The 17,390-nt window shown below is 66.9% G+C and carries 19 protein-coding genes; 13 read left to right on the top strand and 6 right to left on the bottom strand.

The window, feature by feature from the left end:
• Positions 1-7: 7 nt before the first annotated feature.
• Entirely contained in the window at positions 8-142 is a 135-nt protein-coding gene (locus tag ACOQPD_RS04310; RefSeq protein ID WP_420613674.1) for a hypothetical protein, read from the bottom strand.
• Positions 143-363: 221 nt separating this feature from the next.
• Here ACOQPD_RS04310 and ACOQPD_RS04305 point away from each other — a divergent pair, with 221 nt between their 5' ends.
• Together ACOQPD_RS04305 and ACOQPD_RS04300 are read left to right on the top strand one after the other, a co-directional pair.
• Positions 364-1,563, top strand: coding sequence for a DUF1015 family protein (locus ACOQPD_RS04305; protein ID WP_420613673.1), 1,200 nt, complete (start codon positions 364-366; stop codon positions 1,561-1,563).
• Between the two features lie 73 nt (positions 1,564-1,636).
• Positions 1,637-2,935 (top strand): Glu/Leu/Phe/Val family dehydrogenase, encoded by a 1,299-nt coding sequence (locus ACOQPD_RS04300; RefSeq protein WP_420613672.1) that lies wholly within the window; start codon positions 1,637-1,639, stop codon positions 2,933-2,935.
• A gap of 31 nt (positions 2,936-2,966) precedes the next feature.
• On the opposite strand, the gene ACOQPD_RS04295 is transcribed toward ACOQPD_RS04300, so the two are convergent.
• Both ACOQPD_RS04295 and ACOQPD_RS04290 read right to left on the bottom strand, forming a co-directional pair.
• Positions 2,967-3,881 (bottom strand): RecB family exonuclease, encoded by a 915-nt coding sequence (locus tag ACOQPD_RS04295; protein WP_420613671.1) that lies wholly within the window; start codon positions 3,879-3,881, stop codon positions 2,967-2,969.
• 609 nt (positions 3,882-4,490) lie between these two features.
• Positions 4,491-6,089, bottom strand: a complete 1,599-nt coding sequence (locus ACOQPD_RS04290) for an AMP-binding protein (RefSeq protein ID WP_420613670.1) — start codon at positions 6,087-6,089, stop codon at positions 4,491-4,493.
• Positions 6,090-6,367: 278 nt separating this feature from the next.
• Here ACOQPD_RS04290 and ACOQPD_RS04285 point away from each other — a divergent pair, with 278 nt between their 5' ends.
• The 3 genes from ACOQPD_RS04285 (at position 6,368) to ACOQPD_RS04275 (ending at position 9,292) form a co-directional block, all read left to right on the top strand.
• A complete protein-coding gene (locus tag ACOQPD_RS04285; protein ID WP_420613669.1) occupies positions 6,368-6,928 on the top strand; it encodes an NADPH-dependent FMN reductase in 561 nt (186 codons plus the stop codon).
• A gap of 324 nt (positions 6,929-7,252) precedes the next feature.
• Entirely contained in the window at positions 7,253-8,872 is a 1,620-nt protein-coding gene (locus tag ACOQPD_RS04280; protein WP_420613668.1) for a long-chain fatty acid--CoA ligase, read from the top strand.
• Between the two features lie 39 nt (positions 8,873-8,911).
• Positions 8,912-9,292 carry a hypothetical protein gene (locus ACOQPD_RS04275; RefSeq protein ID WP_420613667.1) on the top strand — a complete coding sequence of 127 codons (381 nt, stop codon included), beginning with the start codon at positions 8,912-8,914 and terminating at the stop codon, positions 9,290-9,292.
• A 79-nt stretch (positions 9,293-9,371) separates the two neighbouring features.
• Here the strand turns inward: ACOQPD_RS04275 and ACOQPD_RS04270 are convergent, their stop codons facing one another.
• Positions 9,372-9,734 (bottom strand): DUF2237 family protein, encoded by a 363-nt coding sequence (locus ACOQPD_RS04270; RefSeq protein ID WP_420613666.1) that lies wholly within the window; start codon positions 9,732-9,734, stop codon positions 9,372-9,374.
• Positions 9,735-9,819: 85 nt separating this feature from the next.
• Here ACOQPD_RS04270 and ACOQPD_RS04265 point away from each other — a divergent pair, with 85 nt between their 5' ends.
• The 8 genes from ACOQPD_RS04265 to ACOQPD_RS04230 all read left to right on the top strand — a co-directional run bounded on the left by ACOQPD_RS04265 (position 9,820) and on the right by ACOQPD_RS04230 (position 16,077).
• The gene (locus ACOQPD_RS04265) at positions 9,820-10,350 is read left to right on the top strand and encodes a disulfide bond formation protein B (protein ID WP_420613665.1); all 531 of its coding nucleotides are present in this window, start codon (positions 9,820-9,822) and stop codon (positions 10,348-10,350) included.
• Between the two features lie 21 nt (positions 10,351-10,371).
• Positions 10,372-11,097: a TlpA family protein disulfide reductase gene (locus ACOQPD_RS04260; RefSeq protein ID WP_420613664.1), complete on the top strand. Its 726-nt coding sequence runs from the start codon at positions 10,372-10,374 to the stop codon at positions 11,095-11,097.
• A gap of 1 nt (position 11,098) precedes the next feature.
• Entirely contained in the window at positions 11,099-13,072 is a 1,974-nt protein-coding gene (gene tkt, locus ACOQPD_RS04255) for a transketolase (RefSeq protein WP_420613663.1), read from the top strand.
• Positions 13,073-13,403: 331 nt separating this feature from the next.
• Positions 13,404-14,237: an ABC transporter permease gene (locus ACOQPD_RS04250; RefSeq protein ID WP_420613662.1), complete on the top strand. Its 834-nt coding sequence runs from the start codon at positions 13,404-13,406 to the stop codon at positions 14,235-14,237.
• Positions 14,234-14,989 (top strand): ABC transporter ATP-binding protein, encoded by a 756-nt coding sequence (locus tag ACOQPD_RS04245; protein ID WP_420613661.1) that lies wholly within the window; start codon positions 14,234-14,236, stop codon positions 14,987-14,989. The genes ACOQPD_RS04250 and ACOQPD_RS04245 overlap by 4 nt, the downstream gene beginning before the upstream one ends.
• A 25-nt stretch (positions 14,990-15,014) precedes the next feature.
• A complete protein-coding gene (locus tag ACOQPD_RS04240; protein WP_420613660.1) occupies positions 15,015-15,398 on the top strand; it encodes a hypothetical protein in 384 nt (127 codons plus the stop codon).
• Positions 15,399-15,412: 14 nt separating this feature from the next.
• Positions 15,413-15,841: a UDP-N-acetylglucosamine 2-epimerase gene (locus ACOQPD_RS04235; RefSeq protein ID WP_420613659.1), complete on the top strand. Its 429-nt coding sequence runs from the start codon at positions 15,413-15,415 to the stop codon at positions 15,839-15,841.
• Complete coding sequence (locus tag ACOQPD_RS04230; RefSeq protein WP_420613658.1) at positions 15,817-16,077, top strand: UDP-N-acetylglucosamine 2-epimerase; 261 nt, start codon at positions 15,817-15,819, stop codon at positions 16,075-16,077. Before ACOQPD_RS04235 ends, ACOQPD_RS04230 begins: the two co-directional genes overlap by 25 nt.
• Here the strand turns inward: ACOQPD_RS04230 and ACOQPD_RS04225 are convergent.
• Together ACOQPD_RS04225 and ACOQPD_RS04220 are read right to left on the bottom strand one after the other, a co-directional pair.
• Positions 15,971-16,969 (bottom strand): lysylphosphatidylglycerol synthase domain-containing protein, encoded by a 999-nt coding sequence (locus ACOQPD_RS04225; RefSeq protein WP_420613657.1) that lies wholly within the window; start codon positions 16,967-16,969, stop codon positions 15,971-15,973. The two genes, ACOQPD_RS04230 and ACOQPD_RS04225, sit on opposite strands and share 107 nt — an antisense overlap.
• A complete protein-coding gene (locus ACOQPD_RS04220) occupies positions 16,966-17,337 on the bottom strand; it encodes a hypothetical protein (protein ID WP_420613656.1) in 372 nt (123 codons plus the stop codon). Before ACOQPD_RS04220 ends, ACOQPD_RS04225 begins: the two co-directional genes overlap by 4 nt.
• Between the last annotated feature and the right edge of the window lie 53 nt (positions 17,338-17,390).

The following is a 17,390-nucleotide window of genomic DNA, read 5'->3' as shown; positions in this document are numbered from 1 at the left end:
TCAGTTGTCAAGCGGCCAGGGGCGGCCGGGTGGCGAGAGCCGCCTCGGCTTCTTGCCGCCCGGTTTCCTCCAGCACCATGGTGAAGCCGAAGCCAGCCTCGATCATGGCCTGCTCGGCTGCCCGGATGGCTTCCCTGTCCATGCGTTGGTCTTTCTTGCTATTTGCCATGGTCCGGAAGTTACCGGGAGGGTGTGACATGTTTCCTCTGGGCGTGTTCCCTGGCCGGACGGCGCCCCCGCCGGCACTGTTTCACCCATGCTCCGGGGATGGGTTCGGCCGCGGTGGCGTGCCGTTGCTCCACAGTTGCCGTATGATCGCGCCTCACACTTGCCCAAACACGCCCCTGGAGTAGCCGATCGCCCGTGGTCTCCGTCGTCCCGCTCGAAGCCCTGGTAGCCAATCTAGATCGGGTTGCCGACGTCGTTGCGCCCCAGGCCGACTCCGTTCCCGGCCGGGAGAGTCATCGCTATGCAGTCGCCCATCCCGACTCGTTCCTGAACGTCACCCTGTCGGTGCCCGAGTTCCCCGAGCCGACCCCTCCACGGGAGGCGGTGGTGAAACGGGCTGTGGCTCATTTCCGCGGGATGATGGACCGGGGACTCTTCGACCCGCAGGCGTCACCGGCATTCTTCCTCTACGAGCTGGACACAGGCAGCCATCGACAGGCGGGAATCGTGGGAGGGGTCTCGTTGACGGCGATCGAGGAGGGGCGGGTACTCGGTCACGAGGGGATCTTTGAGGGCCAAGTGGACGATCTGGCCTACTTCTACCGCGTGGCCCGGCTCTCGTCCAGCCCGGTGGCGCTCGGGTTCGAGGCGGACGACGATCATCACTCCCTGATGAGGAGGCTCTCCTCAGGCGCGCCGCTCCGGGACTTCACGAGCGCGGATGGTGTCAGGCAGCGCCTGTGGGCGGTTACCGAACCGTCCGGGCTTTCCGCCGTCCGGTCAGCCATCTCCCGGGTGACAACCTTGTACATCACCGACGGCCACCATCGCGTTGCGGCATCCCTCAGACGGGGAGTGGGTCCTGGTTGGTTCCTGGCCATCATGTTCCCGAACGACCAGCTCCAAGCGGTTGCGTACAACCGTGTCGTCGCGCCCTCCCATCTCCCGTCTCCCGAGGAGGCTCGGCATGCGCTGGGCGATGACTGGGAGATGATCGATCTGGGACCGGCAGGTGAGGTGGAGGCTCAACTTCGGGGTACCGGCGAGATGGTGATGGTGCTGGAGGGACGGTGCTATCGCATGGTCTTCCGGGGGCGGCGGTCGGATGATCCGGTGGAGCGCCTGGATGTGAGCCTGCTCCACCACCGGATTCTCGGCCCGGTATTCGGGATATGGTCCCATGAGGATCCGCGTCTCTGGTACATGGCGGGTGAGAGTTCGACCAGACCGTTCCAGAGGCGCGTTGCGGTCTATCCTGGCGCCGTGGGCTTTGCGATGTACCCCACTCGGATGGCGGAGATGATGGCGGTTGCCGATGCGGGACGCCTGATGCCGCCGAAGTCCACCTGGTTCACCCCCAAGCCACGCTCCGGGCTGTTCGTGGTCCGTTGGTGAGAGCAGGACCCTGGGTGATCAGCGCACGACGCCATAGGAGTAGGGGCGGCGCTCCAGAGGGGAACGAGTCACGGTGACTACCACCGATCCGAGCCGAACACGGACCGTCTCTCCCGAGATGGAGTGGGAATCTCCCATGTACAAGGAGGCGGCTACCCAGTTCCAGAACGTCGCCGAGAAGATGGGCCTTGACGACAACATACGTGAACGCCTGAGCATGCCGCAAAGATCCCTGGTGGTGACCTTCCCGTACCGGACCGATGAGTACTCGGACGTGCGCACCGCCTATGGCTACCGCGTGCAGCATGTGCTCACCATGGGTCCCACCAAGGGCGGCATTCGCTACGCCCCGGACGTCAATCTGGGCGAGGTGGCGGCGCTCGCCATGCTCATGACCTGGAAGTGCGCCCTGGTGGGCCTTCCATTCGGCGGCGCCAAGGGAGGCGTCCGGATCGATCCTCACGCCCTGTCTCGGAGGGAGCTCCAGCGGGTCACCCGGCGATATACCGCCGAGGTCATCGACATGATCGGCCCGCAGAAGGACATCCCGGCGCCGGACATGGGTACCGACGAGCGTGTCATGGCCTGGATCATGGACACCTACAGCCAGCACCAGGGGTATGCGGTGCCCGCGGTGGTGACCGGCAAGCCCCCGCAGCTGGGTGGGTCGGTGGCCCGCCGCGAGGCGACAGGCCGGGGGATCATCAGCCTGCTGCCGTCGGCGGCCATGCGGTGCGGCGTGGCGGTCGACGGAGCCCGGGTGGTGATCCAGGGCTTCGGCAACGTGGGTCGCTATGCGGCCATCGCGGCGGCCGAGGTCGGGTGCCGGGTCGTCGGTGTGGGCGATCTGACCGGCGCGATCTACAACGGGAACGGCTTGGAGGTCGGTCGCCTGGCGCGGCACGTGGACGAGTTCGGAGGGGTGAAGGGCTTCCCGGGGGCCGATCAGATCGATCCTGACGAACTGATGGCGATCGAGTGCGACGTGTTGATCCCGGCGGCGGTGGGTGGGGTGATCCACGCCGGCAACGCCGACGACGTCCAAGCAAGGCTGATCCTGGAGGGCGCGAACAACCCGACCACGCTGGAGGCCGACCGGATCCTGCTCGATAAGGGTGTGATGGTCGTGCCCGACATCATCTGCAACGCAGGTGGGGTGACGGTCTCCTACTTCGAGTGGGTGCAGGACCTGCAGAACTACTTCTGGTCGGAGAACGAGATTGTGAGCCGGCTCCGCGAGATCATGATCCGGGCGTTCGAGTCCGTGGTGGACGTCAGCGTCAAGGAGGACGTGGACATGCGAACCGCCGCCCTGATGATCGGAATCGACAAGGTGGCCGGGGCCAAGCTGGTCCGCGGCGTCTACCCGTGACGAGCTGTGACTCCCCGGGGCCGGGGCTGTCTCAGGTGGTGGCGGGGGAGTCCCCTACCAGAGGAAGAGTGGGCTCCGGCGCGGCATGGGCCTGACCCTCCGGGCAGAGATCCTGGAAGGAGCACCACCGGCACAGGGCTGACGGTTTGGGCGGGAAGTTGTCCCGCTTGACGGCCGCCCGGATGGTGGTCGTCAGGGCCAGGATCTGGCGCTCGATGCCATTCAGGGTGTTGCGATCGACCTCGATCGAGTACACGGTGGAATTGCCCAGGTACATGAGCCGGAGTTCGGCGGGGGTGCGGCCCGTCTGTCGCTGGACCAGCAAGGCGTATATCTTGAGGGCGAAGAAGGCCGGGAGGGCATAGCGCTCGGGTGGGGCGTTCCCGGTCTTGTAGTCGATGATGACCAGCTCCCCGTCGGGTCGTTCATCCATGCGGTCGAGGATGCCGCGCACCACGACCTCGCCGAGGTCCTCGGCGAGCATCAGCTCCCGTTCAACCGGCGCGACCGACGTCGGGTCCTCCATCCGCGTGTAGTTGGCCACCACGCGCAGGCTGTCGATTCCCCATTGCCGTTCAGTGTCCAGATCTTCGAATAGGCCGGAGTACTCGGGCGTGGCCCTCAGCGCGGTCCATTCCTCGCGGAACAGGTCGAAGAGCCGTTCCGGGGTTCGCTCCACGGCGGTGAGATCGAACAGGCGCTCCAGGGCGAGGTGGGCGGTCGTCCCCCGGGCCTGAGGGGGCGTGACCGGCTCGGGCAGCCGGTCGATGGCCCGGAAGCGGAACAGCAGGGGGCACTGCTTGAAGTCACCTGCGCGGCTGGGGGAGATGGTCTCGAGAACGGTCCGGGCGCCGTCTGCAGTCCGGCTCCCGCCGGCCGGGGAGCCGGGGCCGGGGACGTTCTCGAACAGCGCGGGCTGGCGGGCGGGGGGATCCACCGATGACATGAGCCGGATCATAAAGACCGGGCACGACACCCGTTCGGATGCGGCAACCGGCCGCGCTCTCTTTGGATCGCCAGGTCGCGAAAATATCCCCGGGAGCGCGAAAAACTCGGGGCCAACCTGACAGGTGGCGGCAGCCTGGCGGGTTAACTTGGTGTCAACCAACCGGGGCAACCCGGTCGGGGAACCGGACCGGAGGGTCCGGATCCGGTACTCAGGTATCGAATCCAAAACTTCGGAAAGGACGTTTCCTCGTCGCAGAGCAGCGATGTTACGGGACGAGGAGGCGGAGGCCCACGCCGGGCGGTGGCTTCGGCCCCGTCCAACGGGTCGAAGGGAGACCGAGGTGGTAGCGATACCGCTGAAGAATCCCGACTTGCCGGCAGAGGAGCCGCGGTAAAACGTGGCACCGATGCCTGGCTTGACGCCTGAGGGATGTGGTCGTAGAGATACGGCCGGGCATCCGGAAGGCGAGAGGAGCGCAAGCTTCTCGAGGCTCGAGCGGCCGTCATCTGCAGGTGACAGTGGCTAGAGCAGAGGAAACCCCGAGAGGGCGCAAGCTCACTCGGGGTTTTCCTTTGGACGGGGGCGGATCCCGTTCCGCCCCGCCCTTCAGTTGATCCGGCGGCCGCGGCCCTTCCACTCCCGGTCCCGCAGCATGAACTTCTGGATCTTCCCGGTGGAGGTCTTGGGCAGGCTGTCGACCATCTCCACCTCGTCGGGCGCCTTGAAGGCGGCGATGCGGTCGCGCACATGGTCGATGATCTCGTGCGGAGACGCCGTCCGGCCCGCCTTGCTGACCACGAACGCCTTGGGGCGCTCGCCCCAGCGCTCATGCGGGACGGCGATCACCGCGCATTCGAGCACTGCCGGGTGAGACGCGATGGCCTTCTCCACCTCGATGGTGGAGATGTTCTCACCTCCGGAGATGATGATGTCCTTGGAACGGTCACGCAGGTCGACATAGCCGTCCGGGTGCCACACGGCGATATCCCCCGAGTGGAAGTAACCGCCTCGGAATGCCTCCCCGGTCCCCTCCGGGTTGTCGAAGTAGCCCTTCATGACGTTGTTGCCGCGCATCACCACCTCTCCGAGGGCGGCGGCGTCCTGGGCAATGTCCTGCATCCGATCATCCACCACCCGGGTGGGGTCGGCGACGATGAACGACACGCCCTGGCGGGCCAGGAACCGGGCGCGTTCCTCCACCGGCATGTCGGGCACCCCCGGCTGCAGCTCGCACACCGTGTGGGGGCCGTAGGTCTCGGTCAACCCGTACATGTGGACGATCTCGGCGCCCAGGTTCTCCATTGCCTCGATGATGGTGGGACTAGGGGGCGCCCCGGCGGTGGTGATGGTCACGGGCCGGGGGAAGGGATGGGCTTCGGGAGCGTTGGCCAGGCCGATGAGCACGGTGGGGGCTGCATTGAAGTGGGTGACCCGCTCGGAGTCGATCAGCGACCAGATCTCGGCCGGATCCACCTTGGGCAGGCACACATGGGTGCCACCGATGGCGGTCACGCCCCAGGTCGTGCACCAACCGTTGCAATGGAACATCGGGAGCGTCCAGAGGTAGACGGAGTCGGGAGAGTGGTGTGAGTGGATGATCTCTCCCAGGGCGTTCAGGTAGGCGCCGCGGTGCGTATACATGACACCCTTGGGCCGGCCGGTGGTGCCGGACGTGTAGTTGATCGAGATGGTCCGCTCCTCGTCGTCCACCTCCCAGGGGCGTCGCCGGTCGGACCCGCGGGCCATGAAATCATCGAAGTCCGTGACGGGGAAGCCGGCGCGGGCGCCGGTGCGGTCGATTCCCACCATCTCGGAGACGGTGGTGAGCCGATCGGCGATGCCGGCGAGTCCGGCCAGCAGGTGGGTCTCGCCGACCAGGAGCCTCGCTCCCGAATGGTCGAGGATGTAGCGGATCTCCTCGGGCGAGAGGCGCACATTCACCGCCACCAGCACCGCCCCCAGAAGGGCCGGCGCGAAGTGGGCGATCAGCATCTCCGGAATGTTGGCGCAGAGGAAGGCCACCCGATCCCCCGGACCCACGCCGGAGGCGGCCATGGCGTTTGCCATCCGGGTGGTCCGGCCGGCCATTCCGCCGTAGGTGATGCGCCGCTCGCCGTCGACGATGGCCGTCTTGTCGGGATAGACCAGCGCCGACCGTTCCAGGAACGACAGCGGGGTTAGCTCGGTCCGGTAGACGGCGGGCATCGGCGGAGGTTACCCGAACGGTGGCTACTGACCGACCAGGACTGGACTGCTTCAGCCGCGAACGGCGAGGAGATGTGCGGTCGCCGAAGCAAAGGGGGATGGCGCGGATGGCCCGAGCCCTGAGCAGGGGCCGAACTGATGGGCCGAGAAGATTACACTCGCGGCCGGGGAACAACCGGACCGAATCCAGCACTTGGCCCACGCGGGACCTGTTCCTCATTCCGCCTTCCCAGGCGTAACTCACCCTCGGAAGCTAATCCGCGCACAGGAGGTCGCTCTTGAACGAGCAGCCCATCCGCATCCTGGCCATACCCGGCAGCCTCAGGCGCGACTCCTACAACACGATGTTGCTCGAGGCCGCGAGGCAACTGGCACCGCCGCCGGTTGAAGTCGATGTCTTCGACGGCGCAGGACAGATACCGCTCTTCAATCAGGATTCCGAGGGCGATCTCACTCCCAGCCCGGTCCTGGAGTTGCGCACCAGGATTCGCACATCGGACGCCATCCTGATTGCGTCACCCGAGTACAACGGCAGCATTACCGGCGTGCTGAAGAACCTCATCGACTGGGCATCGCGCCCGTACGGCCAGTCCGCCTTCGCAGGCAAGGCGGTATCGGTGATAGGTGCGAGTCCTTCACGCTCCGGGGCTCTGCGTTCCCAGCAGACGACAATCGGTGTCCTCACCAGTGCTGAGGCGACAGTCGTAGGGGGCCCGCACCCCGTCAAGCGTGTGTTCAGGCTCGTCGACTCGGAAGGTCGTATAGGCGATGCAGGAACCCTGTCGATGCTTCGCGGCGTGTTGGCCGAGTTGTCCTCGGCGGTAGGGCCTGACGTCTAGCAGGTCTTTGACACCTTCCGGTGCCGCCCGGAGGCAGGTGTGTTCCATGCGTGCGGTTGCCCGCCTTCTCCTCCGACACACCACCAGGTCTCGATCCAACCCCGGACCGGTGACCGCTGCGAAGTGGCCAGTGGCCGGTGGCCAGTGGCCAGTTGCGACCTAGGGGTAGTCGAATTCCTATGGGCCCCGGGCCTAGTGTCTTGCTCCTAACAGTCCCGCGTTACGGCATTCACTGGTCACTGACCACTGCCCGCTGACCCAGCGCTACCATCCGGTGCCTGCGCGGAGGCAGCGTGGCGATCTGTCCCGGTAGAGGAGGATTAGATGCCACCGCACATGCTCGACTTTCCCCTGCTCCTGTCCACCCTGTACGAGCGGGCCGTGCGTATATACCCGCACCAGGAGATTGTTTCGGTGAACGCCGACGGCGGCCTCCGCCGGAGCACCTACGGCGAGACGGACGACCGGGTGCGACGGTTGGTCGGCGCGCTGGACCGGCTGGACATCCGGCGAGGTGAGGTGGTCGGCACCCTGGCCTGGAATACCCACCAGCATCACGAGATCTACTGGGCCACCGCCAACACGGGCCGGATCTGCCACACCGTCAACCTCCGCCTGTCGGCTGACCACATCCGGTACATCGTCGACCACGGCCGTGCCCGGGCCATGTTCATATCCGGCGACATGGTGGAGGCGGCGGAGCGGCTGGTGCCCGACCTGCCGGGCGTGGAGTACTGGGTCATGCTCGACGGGGACCCCGGCGCCACCTCACTCCCGGGCGCCATCGCATACGAGGACCTGATCTCCGGTCCCGGCTACACGGGATCCTGGCCCGAGCTCGACGAGCGATCGCCCCACATGTACTGCTACACATCCGGTACCACCGGCAACCCCAAGGGCGTGGCCTACACCCAGCGCTCCACCTACATGCACGCCTTGTCGGGAATCGTCTTCTCCCCGCTGGCGGCCCGGGACAACATAATGCCGGTGGTCCCCATGTTCCATGCCGCCGCCTGGGGGCATCCCTTCATGGCCATCACCGCCGGGTGCAAGATCACCTATCCGGGACACGACCTGTCGGCCGAGGGCCTCGTCAACCTGATCGAGGGCGAAGGGGTGACCTTCTCCGCCGGCGTACCCACCGTGTGGCTGGCCATCCAGCACTACCTGGAGGCGCATCCGGAGCGTGACACCTCCTCGATCCACTCCTTTATGTGCGGGGGATCAGCGGTTCCCAGAGCCATGATCGACTGGTACTGGCGGGCCAGGGGCATCCGGGTGATACAGGGGTGGGGCATGACGGAGACCAACCCGGTGGCGACCTTCTCCATGCTGAGACCGGAGATGGAGGAATGGGACTGGGAACGCCAGATGGACTTCATCGAGACGGCCGGTCTGCTGATTCCGGGCCTCCGGGCCAAGATCGTGGACGACGAGGGGCGCGAACTGCCGCAGGACGGGGAGGCTTTCGGGGAGTTGCTCGTCCAGGGTCCCTGGGTGGCGGCCGAGTACATCAGGGATCCGCGGACGGCCGAGACCATGGTCGACGGCTGGCTCCGGACCGGCGATGTGTGCAAGATCACGCCCGAGGGGTACATTCGGGTGACCGACCGGGCCAAGGACGTCATCAAGTCCGGTGGGGAGTGGATCTCCTCGATCGACCTGGAGAACCTGATCATGGCCCATCCCGACGTGGCGGAGGCGGCGGTGGTCGGGGTCGAGCATCCCAGATGGCAGGAGCGCCCCATCGCCCTGGTGGTCCCGCATCCGGACGGGGACGTGAGCGATGATGACCTGGCCGGCCATCTGCGGGGGAAGGTGGCCGATTGGTGGCTTCCGGATGCCTACGTGACGGTGTCCGAGATCCCTAAGACCAGCACCGGCAAGTTCGACAAGAAGGTGATGAGAGATCGATACGCCTCCCTTCTCTCCGACTCGACATGAGGCCGGCTCGCGGCACGCGGTCATCGGTCTGAGAGCGCCTTGCCGGTGATGGAGGCGACGGTCTCGATCCACAGCTGGCTGGGCTGGGCGGTGGTGGTGGTCTGCGGGCTGTCCGGCCTGGTCGCCCTCGGTTACCACTTCGGTCGGCGCAGGCCCGACGTGGCGTTCAAGGCGATGGTCTCGGCGTGCGTGGTGAGCGCGATCCTGCAGGTGGGGCTGGGGCTGGTGCTCTTCGCACAGGACATGGAGCCGGGGAGTATCCACATGTTCTACGGCTTCGTGATCCTGCTCACCCTGACCTTCGTCTATATCTACCGCGTCCAGTTCGAGCGCCGTCCAGCCCTCTACTGGGGGCTGGCCCTGCTCTTCATGATGGGGCTCGGGCTCCGCGGCATCTCCAGCTTCGGCGCCAGTTTCTAGAAGACGGCAAGCCCCGAGGCTTCCGGCAAGGGCCAGCAGTCAGCATAATCAAACGCAACTAGCAACTAGTAACTAGCAACTAGAACCTTGCCCGATGGGCCTCCAGCTCCGACAGATCGGCCCACTCCAGCGTCCGGGCGTGGGTGGCCTCAAGCACCACGTCAGGAGCCACGCCGGCCCGCTTGGCCTCCACCCACCGGGCAGCGCACAGGCACCATCTGTCCCCCGCCTTGAGCCCGGGGAACCGGTGGGCGGGCATCGGGGTGGACAGGTCGTTGCCAACCGATTTCGAGAACTCGAGAAACTCGTCGGTCACCACCACACACACCGTGTGTACGCCGTAATCGTTCTGGTCGGTGTTGCAGCAGCCATCGCGCCACCAGCCGGTCAGGGGGTCGAGCGAACAGAGTTCGAGCTCTTCGCCAAGTACGTTGTGCGCCATTCCATGCATTGAAGCAGATCAGCGGCCACTGACCACAGGCCGCTACAACTAGTATCTGCCGTCGGTCTGTCCCGGGTGGTGTACCTTGGTCCTGTTCTTCTCGCTGCTGAGCCTGCTGGCGCTGGCCGCTTGCCTCGGGCTGGTGGCGATGATGGCCCGTCCCGACCTCAGAGCGACTGCGGTACGCGAGCTGGGTGGCTATGCCATTCCGGTGGCGGTGACGGTGGCCGCGGTATCAACCCTCGGCTCTTTGTACCTGTCCGAGGTGGAGGGGTTCGTTCCCTGTCTGCTGTGCTGGGTGCAGCGAGGACTCATGTACCCGCTGGTGCTACTCCTGGCCTGGGTGATCGCCAGGCCGAATCGGATGGTCCAGTTACTGGTCCTCATCATGTCGATCGGCGGCGCACTCACCGCTGCCTACCACTACGGCGAGCAGCAGGGATGGTGGGGTGGATCCGAGGAGTTCTGCTCGGCGGCGGCACCATGCACGTTCGTATGGGTTCAACAATTCGGGTTCATGTCGATACCCTTCATGGCCTTCACCGGTTTCTGCCTCATTGCCCTGCTGGTGGCGCTACACATGAGCAGGCCGGTTCGAGCGACCAGTCACGTCTGAGAACGAACAGGAGAGTGTCGAATGGCAAGGACGGGAGGAAAGAGAAGCCAGCCCAAGGCGCGACCTGCGGCGGCGCCCGCCCCCGTCCGGGCGCCCCTGCCCACGGCGGATGAGCAGGAGTCGACCGGGCTGGGTAAGAAGATCTTGCTGGCGGGTATCGGCCTGGTAGCGGTGGCCGCGCTGGTGGTGTTGGCGATCAACCTGGCCACCGAGGAGCGGGAGGGCACCGAGTCGGCCGCATTCCTCACTCCCGATGTGACGGTGAGCGGGTCCATCCTGCCGCCCTATGCCGGGACGGCCGAGGATCCGGGTATCGGTCTCGCAATGCCCGAGGTCTTCTCCAGCGATCTCTCAGGGATGCCTGCCTCCATAGAGAGGGACGGGATCCCGAAGATGGTCCTCTTCCTTGCGCACTGGTGTCCGGCATGTCAGCGAGAGGTTCCGGCGGTCCAAGCCTGGATCGACGACAACGGAGTACCGGCAGGCGTGGACTTCGTGTCTGTTGCGACTTCCATCGACGAGATCCGGCCCAATTACCCGCCGGACTCGTGGCTGCGACGGGAAGGGTGGACGCAGCGGGTGGTTGTCGACAGCGCCACGAGCAGCATCGCCAACGCATACGGACTCAATGCCTTCCCGTACTATGTCCTTGTAGACGGGTCCGGCGCGGTCGTCCGGCGGATCAGCGGGGGCCTCGCCGCCGAAACGGTCGGCGCCATGCTCGATGCGTTGGCGGCGGGAGCGTAAGTTGACAACCCCGATGGCCATCGACCTCGAGAGCCACCACCTCGCTGCCAACACCGTCCGGGCTTTGGCGATGGATGCGGTACAGCGCGCCAATTCCGGCCATCCCGGCATGCCGATGGGAATGGCCGATCTGGCTGCCGTCCTCTGGCAGCGCCACCTGGTGGTAGACCCTGACCATCCGCAGTGGCCCGACCGGGACCGGTTCGTGCTCTCCAACGGGCACGGTTCGATGCTCCTGTACGCGGTTCTCCATCTCTGCGGGTTCCCGATCACCCGCCAAGACCTGATGGACTTCCGCCAGTGGGGTTCGCCCACCGCCGGACACCCCGAGTACGAGCCGGAGTTGGGGATCGAGATGACCACCGGACCGCTCGGGCAGGGTTTCGGAACCGCGGTGGGCATGGCGATCGCCGAGGCACATCTCAACACGGTGTTCGGGGACGAGTTGGTGAACCACCGGACCTGGGCATTCGTGTCGGACGGTGACCTGATGGAGGGCATCTCGGCGGAGACGGCCTCGCTGGCCGGCCATCTGGGCCTGGGAAAGCTCAACTACATCTACGACGACAACCGAATCTCGATCGACGGCCCCACGGACCTGGCGTTCGGCGAGGACGTCGCGGCGCGCTTCGGCGCCGTCGGGTGGCATACGGTTGAGATCGACGGTCATGACCCGATTGCAATAGACGAGGCGTACACTGCCGCCAGCGCGGCGGCCGATCGTCCTTCCCTGGTGATCGCCCGCACCCGGATCGGCAAGGGCGCCCCCACCAAGGAGGACACGTCGAGCGCCCACGGAGCGCCGCTCGGACCCGCCGAGATCGCCGGATGGCGCCGCGGCGCGGACTGGCCCGACGAGGCCTTCCACGTCCCCGACGGGGTGAGGGACTTCTTCGCGACCGGGATGGAGCGGGGACGCCGGGCACGCTCAGACTGGAGGGGGAGATTCGCCGCGGCCACCGCGGAGAGTCCGGATGTGGCCGGGCGCTGGTCCGCCTACCACGACCCTGCGCCCGTCGAGTTGGAGGGCCCCGGTTTCGAAGCCGGCGCCGGGCTGGCGACCAGGCGGGCCATGGGGGCCATCTTCGACGAGATCGGCCGCAAGGTACCCGGACTGATCGGCGGGTCCGCCGACCTCGTCGAGTCGACCAAGACGATCCTGTCGACGGGTGGGAGCTTCGCCCGTGACAATCCCGGGGGCCGGAACATGCACTTCGGGGTGCGCGAGCACGCCATGGGGACGATTGTCAACGGTCTCGCCCTCCACGGCGGGCTACGACCCTACGGCGCCACCTTCTTCGTCTTCAGCGACTACATGCGTCCCGCCATCCGCCTCTCCGCCCTCATGGACATCCCCTCGATCTGGGTCTTCACGCACGAGTCGGTGTTCCTGGGGGAGGACGGTCCCACCCACCAGCCCATCGAGCACCTGGCCGCCATGCGAGCCATGCCGAACATGGCGGTGTTCCGTCCCGCCGATGCGGGCGAGATGCTGGAATCGTGGGAGGTGGTGCTCAACCGGAGCCATCCGGCCGTCATCCTCGGGACCCGCCAGGCCGTGCCGGTGCTGGACCGTTCCGGGCGTCAGGGGGGCGTGGCCCGGGGCGCCTACGTGTTGCGGGACGGCGACGCAGCGGTGGTGATCGCTACCGGCTCCGAGGTCTCGGTGGCGCTGGAAGCAGCGGACCTGCTGGCGCAGGACCACTCGATCCGGGTGGTGAGCATGCCGTGTGCCGAGCTCTTCCTGGAGCAACCGGAGGAGTACCGCCGCGAGGTACTGGGTGCCGGTCTGCCGGTTGCCTCCGTGGAAGCCGGTTCGACCTTCGGCTGGCCGAGGTTCACCGGACCGGGCGGGCTGAACATCGGCATCGACCGCTTCGGCGCATCGGCGCCGGCAGGTCGGATCGCCGAGGAACTGGGGCTGACCGGTCCGGCGGTGGCACGGCGTCTGGCAATCTGGCTGGACGGTTCCTGATCCTTACGTCGGGCGTCCGTCCCGTTGCGTCAGGAGGGTGCAGAACGCTGACGCGGGGCCGCCATCCGGGAGAAGGGCTGAATCTGTCACACGCCCGCCATATGTTGTCTTGTAACCGTAAGCACCAGCGGTCCGTTCCAGGCGTCGATCGGGCCGTGCTCGGGATCATTTCGTCGAGGCAGCCCTCCTCCGGGGCATGGCGGGACGCGCCTCGAACCAAGGTGGTGGCGGTGGGGGAGGGCCCGCAGGGTGGGTTTCGGCGGGGCGATTTTCGCGTTCTTTCCCCGGTGCGCGATGCCGGGACGCGGGCAGGATCGTAGAATCGACCGGCGTGTCAACAGTAACGGCCGATCAGGTCCCCAGCCTCGCCGGGTGGCGTAACTACATCCGGAACCTGTGGCGCTGGCGCGAGTTCGGGTGGTTCCTCGCCATGGGCAACCTCAAGGCCCGCAACGCCTCCACCTCCTTGGGGTTGGTCTGGTGGATGCTGAATCCGCTGATCATGGCTGCCGTCTACTTCCTGGTGTTCGGCCTGATCCTGGGCGGGCGGCGCGGCGAGCCACAGTTCATCGCCTGGCTGCTGTCCGGGGTGTTCGCCTTCAACTACACCGCCACTGCCATGACCTCGGGCGCCAACAGCATCCTGTCCAACAGCCGCCTCCTGGTGAACATCCGTTTCCCTCGCCTGATCCTGCCGATCTCAGCGGTGATCGAGACCGGGGTCGGCTTCCTGATGTCGATCGCCGTCTACTACCTCATCGTCTGGCCGGCCGACGGCGTGTCGCCGGGCATCACGCTGCTGTGGTTGCCGGTCGCCGCCGGCCTCCATACCGTCTTCAACCTGGGGCTGGCCGGATGGACCGCTCGCCTCGCCATCCCGTTCCGGGACATCAACAACCTGATCCCCCACCTGACCAGGCTGTGGCTCTACCTGTCCCCGATCATCTGGCCCCTGACCTTCCTCCAGGATCGGGGAGGTCCGGTCGAAGACCTGGCGGTGCTGAACCCGATGTACGGGATCCTCTCCTTCTACCGGATGGCGCTGATGGGCAGGGAGCTGGACACCGTTGCCTTCGTCCTGGCGATCCTGTGGACCCTGGTGATCGGCGGGGGCGGCATCCTCAGCTTCGTCCGGCACGAGGGCAACATGGTGCGCCATCTATGACGGTGGCGCGAGCGGAGCCGGCCATCAAGGCCAGCCGGATCGGGGTCAGCTACCGCGCCTACCTCGACCGGGCCTCGACCTTCCGCCGGGTGGTGGCGCGGCGCCGGCTCAGGCAGACCACCACGGTGGTTGCTCTCGACGATGTCTCCTTCGAGGTGGAGTGGGGAGAGACCATGGGCCTGGTGGGGGACAACGGGGCGGGCAAGAGCACGCTGCTGCGGGTGATCGCCCGGACAATGCGTCCCGACGCCGGCTCGGTAACCGTGAACGGTGAGACCTCCACGCTCCTCCAGCTGGGCGCTGGTTTCAACCACGAACTCTCCGGACGGCGCAATGTCTATCTGAGCGGCCTGGCCCACGGCCTGGCCCGGGTGGAGGTGTCCCGGCTGTTCGATGACATCGTGGCCTACGCCGAGCTGGGCGAGGCCATCGACCGCCCGATCAAGTCCTACTCGTCGGGCATGGTGTCCCGGTTGGCCTTCTCGATCTCAATCCATCTACTCCCCGACATCCTGCTGCTGGACGAGGTGCTGGCGGTCGGCGACGCCGGCTTCAGGAAGAAGAGCCAGGCAGCCATGAGAGAACTGCTCGGCCAGGGTGGGGCGGTGATGGTGGCCAGCCACGTGCTCAGCGGTATGGCCGAGATGTGTGATCGGGTGCTGTGGTTGGAGCGGGGCAGGATACGGGACCTGGGTCCCGCCGAAACGGTGATCGAGGCCTACGGCCGGGCATCCCCATCAGTTCCCCGGTGAGATCCCGACGCAGGGGTCGGGGAGCATGATCCACGTCTTCATCGGAACCAAGGCCCAGTACATCAAGACCGCGCCGCTGATCTGGGCCATGGAGGAGCAAGGGATCGACTACCGGCTCATCGATTCCGGACAGCACGCGGAGCTGGCCGGCTCGTTCCAGGTGGAGTTGGGGCTGCGGGCCCCCGACGTCCGGCTGGGCGGCGGGACCGACGTCACCACGATCCCGCAGGCGGTGCGGTGGGGGCTCGGCCTGGCCGCCCGGCTGGTGTCGCGACGGCGCGTCTTTAATGAAGTGTTCGGTGGCATCGACGGGGTGGGCGTGGTTCACGGCGATACCCCCTCCACCCTGCTCAGCATGATGATGGCCCGCAGGCCGGGCTGGCGGTGGCCCATCTGGAAGCAGGTCTGAGGTCGGGGCGGTGGTTGCATCCGTTCCCAGAGGAGATGATCCGCCAACTCGTGGCCCGTCGCGCCGACCTGCTGTTCGCTCCCGACGGTGATGCGGAGAGCAATCTGGCGGCGATGAAGGTCAAGGGAAAGGTGGTCGTTCTGCCCGCCAACACCATTGTGGAGGTGCTGTCCAGGGCGGCTCCGGGCGATGCGGGTGGCGGGCCGGTGATCGTCACCATGCACCGGGTCGAGAACCTGCACCGGCGGCGCCGTCGGGAGGAGTTGGCCGCGCTGGTGGAGCGTCTCGCCGGGGAGAGGTCGGTTCGCTGGATGCTCCACGAGCCGACCTCCGGAGCGCTGGGACGGTCGCTGATGGATGGCTCGAGCGGGCCGGTGCCGAACTCAGGGGGCTGGCCGGACACACGGAATTCGTGGAAATGCTGTCCGCGGCGCCGTTCGTGATAACCGACGGGGGCTCCATCCAGGAGGAGTGCGCCCTGCTGGGGGTTCCGACCCTGCTGTGGCGCAAGCACACGGAGCGCCCCGACGGGGTGGGGGCCAACGTGGTGGTGAGCCGCTACGAACCGGCCGTCATCGAGGCGTTCCTGGAGGATCCTGCCCGGCATCGTCGACCGCCCCGGATCCCGGAGGTGTCGCCGGGGGCTCGGGCTCTCGAAGCGCTTGCCGGGTGGCGATGAACTCGGCGGTCGAGGTTGCTACGAAGTCCCGCGCCAGGAGCACTAGGCGATAGCCCCCCAGGACCACCACGGTGCGGGCTATTCCCTCGGCCTGGAGTACGGTGGCCATGGTCAGCTCGAACACGCCGATTCCCTGCGGGGCGAAGGGCGCCAGGAAGCCGATCCCCCAGGTGAGGAGGAACCCGCCCACCACCAGCAGGGTGCGGAACTCGTCGGCCGCCGGAAAGGCGCGCAGGTACAGCAGGAACGTCACCGCGGACCATCCCCAGAACACCACGTTGATACCGATCAGCCGGAGGTAGCCGCGCCAATCGAGGGCGAGCTCGATGCCTCGGCGGGCGGCCAGCCAGGCCATCACCCGGCCTCCTCCGCCCGGTGCCGTGGCGACGATCAGGGTTACGGCGACGAACACCATCCATGCGGCGCCTCCCGGGATGCCGCCGGACAGGCCGAGGACGGCCAGCCCGCTCATGAGCACCACGGTCAGGCTGGTGGCCATCTCGAGGATGGCGGTGGCGCTGAGCGGTCCCACGGGCAGGCCGGCGTTGCGCAACAACGCGACCCGCCCGACCGCGTACCAGACCGATCCGGGCACGTACCGGGCCAGCAGCGATCGAGACGCCGCCACGGTGGTCTTGGTGAGCAGGTGGGGCGTATCCCGACCGTGTCCCTGGATGTGCAGGGCCGCCCTCCAGAACCAGGCCCCGATGACGATCAGGACGAAGCTGGAGGCCACCGAGGCCACGATCAGCCAGGGCCGGGCGTCGCTGAGCAAGGAATCAACCTCGTCCCACTCCGTCCTCGCCACCCAGCCGATCAGGATCGCCAGGCCGGCGAGGTAGGCGATTCGGAGGATCCTGAGCAGCCGGGGGAGCGCCGGGGCCATCCTCATGGGATCAGCACGTCGAGCGTTCGGTCGTTCCCGGCCAGGCGGACCCGGAGAGCTTCTCTCGCCGTCCCTGCCCGGGAGACCACGCCGGGTGCGGACCGGGAGCCTCGGACCAGGCGGGCCGGCTCGGCGTCCGTCTCGGTGATGAGCGGCGCCCATTGCCCGCCCTCGGCAGCGAGCGAGGCCATCTCGGGGGAGTACTCGAGGAGCACCCCGGCCCGGCCGTGGATGGGGGCGGCTCCCCGGGCGCGGATGCGGTGAGCGAGGGCGCGCAGGAACTCGTCCCCCAGGTTGTCCGAGCCGATCCAGTCGGCAATTGCGATCCGGCGCATCATCGGCGGGTGGCCGGAGCGACCACTCGTCAGGGCCACGCAGGCTCCGCGAACAGCCGGGCGATGCCGGACCGGATGTGGTTGCAAGCCTC

Origin of the sequence: Candidatus Spongiisocius sp. (assembly GCF_965221825.1) — a bacterium.
Lineage (GTDB): Bacteria > Actinomycetota > Acidimicrobiia > Spongiisociales > Spongiisociaceae > Spongiisocius.
The sequence above is the reverse complement of the archived record's forward strand: the minus strand, read 5'-3'. Positions and strand labels throughout refer to the sequence as shown.

What these genes read in the sequence shown, in the direction of transcription:
- ACOQPD_RS04310 (WP_420613674.1), bottom strand. Translation starts at nt 142, where the DNA reads ATGGACAGGGAAGCCATCCGGGCAGCCGAGCAGGCCATGATCGAGGCT.
- ACOQPD_RS04295 (WP_420613671.1), bottom strand. Translation starts at nt 3,881, where the DNA reads ATGTCATCGGTGGATCCCCCCGCCCGCCAGCCCGCGCTGTTCGAGAAC.
- ACOQPD_RS04290 (WP_420613670.1), bottom strand. Translation starts at nt 6,089, where the DNA reads ATGCCCGCCGTCTACCGGACCGAGCTAACCCCGCTGTCGTTCCTGGAA.
- ACOQPD_RS04280 (WP_420613668.1), top strand. Translation starts at nt 7,253, where the DNA reads ATGCCACCGCACATGCTCGACTTTCCCCTGCTCCTGTCCACCCTGTAC.
- ACOQPD_RS04270 (WP_420613666.1), bottom strand. Translation starts at nt 9,734, where the DNA reads ATGGCGCACAACGTACTTGGCGAAGAGCTCGAACTCTGTTCGCTCGAC.
- ACOQPD_RS04260 (WP_420613664.1), top strand. Translation starts at nt 10,372, where the DNA reads ATGGCAAGGACGGGAGGAAAGAGAAGCCAGCCCAAGGCGCGACCTGCG.
- ACOQPD_RS04245 (WP_420613661.1), top strand. Translation starts at nt 14,234, where the DNA reads ATGACGGTGGCGCGAGCGGAGCCGGCCATCAAGGCCAGCCGGATCGGG.
- ACOQPD_RS04240 (WP_420613660.1), top strand. Translation starts at nt 15,015, where the DNA reads ATGATCCACGTCTTCATCGGAACCAAGGCCCAGTACATCAAGACCGCG.
- ACOQPD_RS04230 (WP_420613658.1), top strand. Translation starts at nt 15,817, where the DNA reads ATGCTGTCCGCGGCGCCGTTCGTGATAACCGACGGGGGCTCCATCCAG.
- ACOQPD_RS04225 (WP_420613657.1), bottom strand. Translation starts at nt 16,969, where the DNA reads ATGAGGATGGCCCCGGCGCTCCCCCGGCTGCTCAGGATCCTCCGAATC.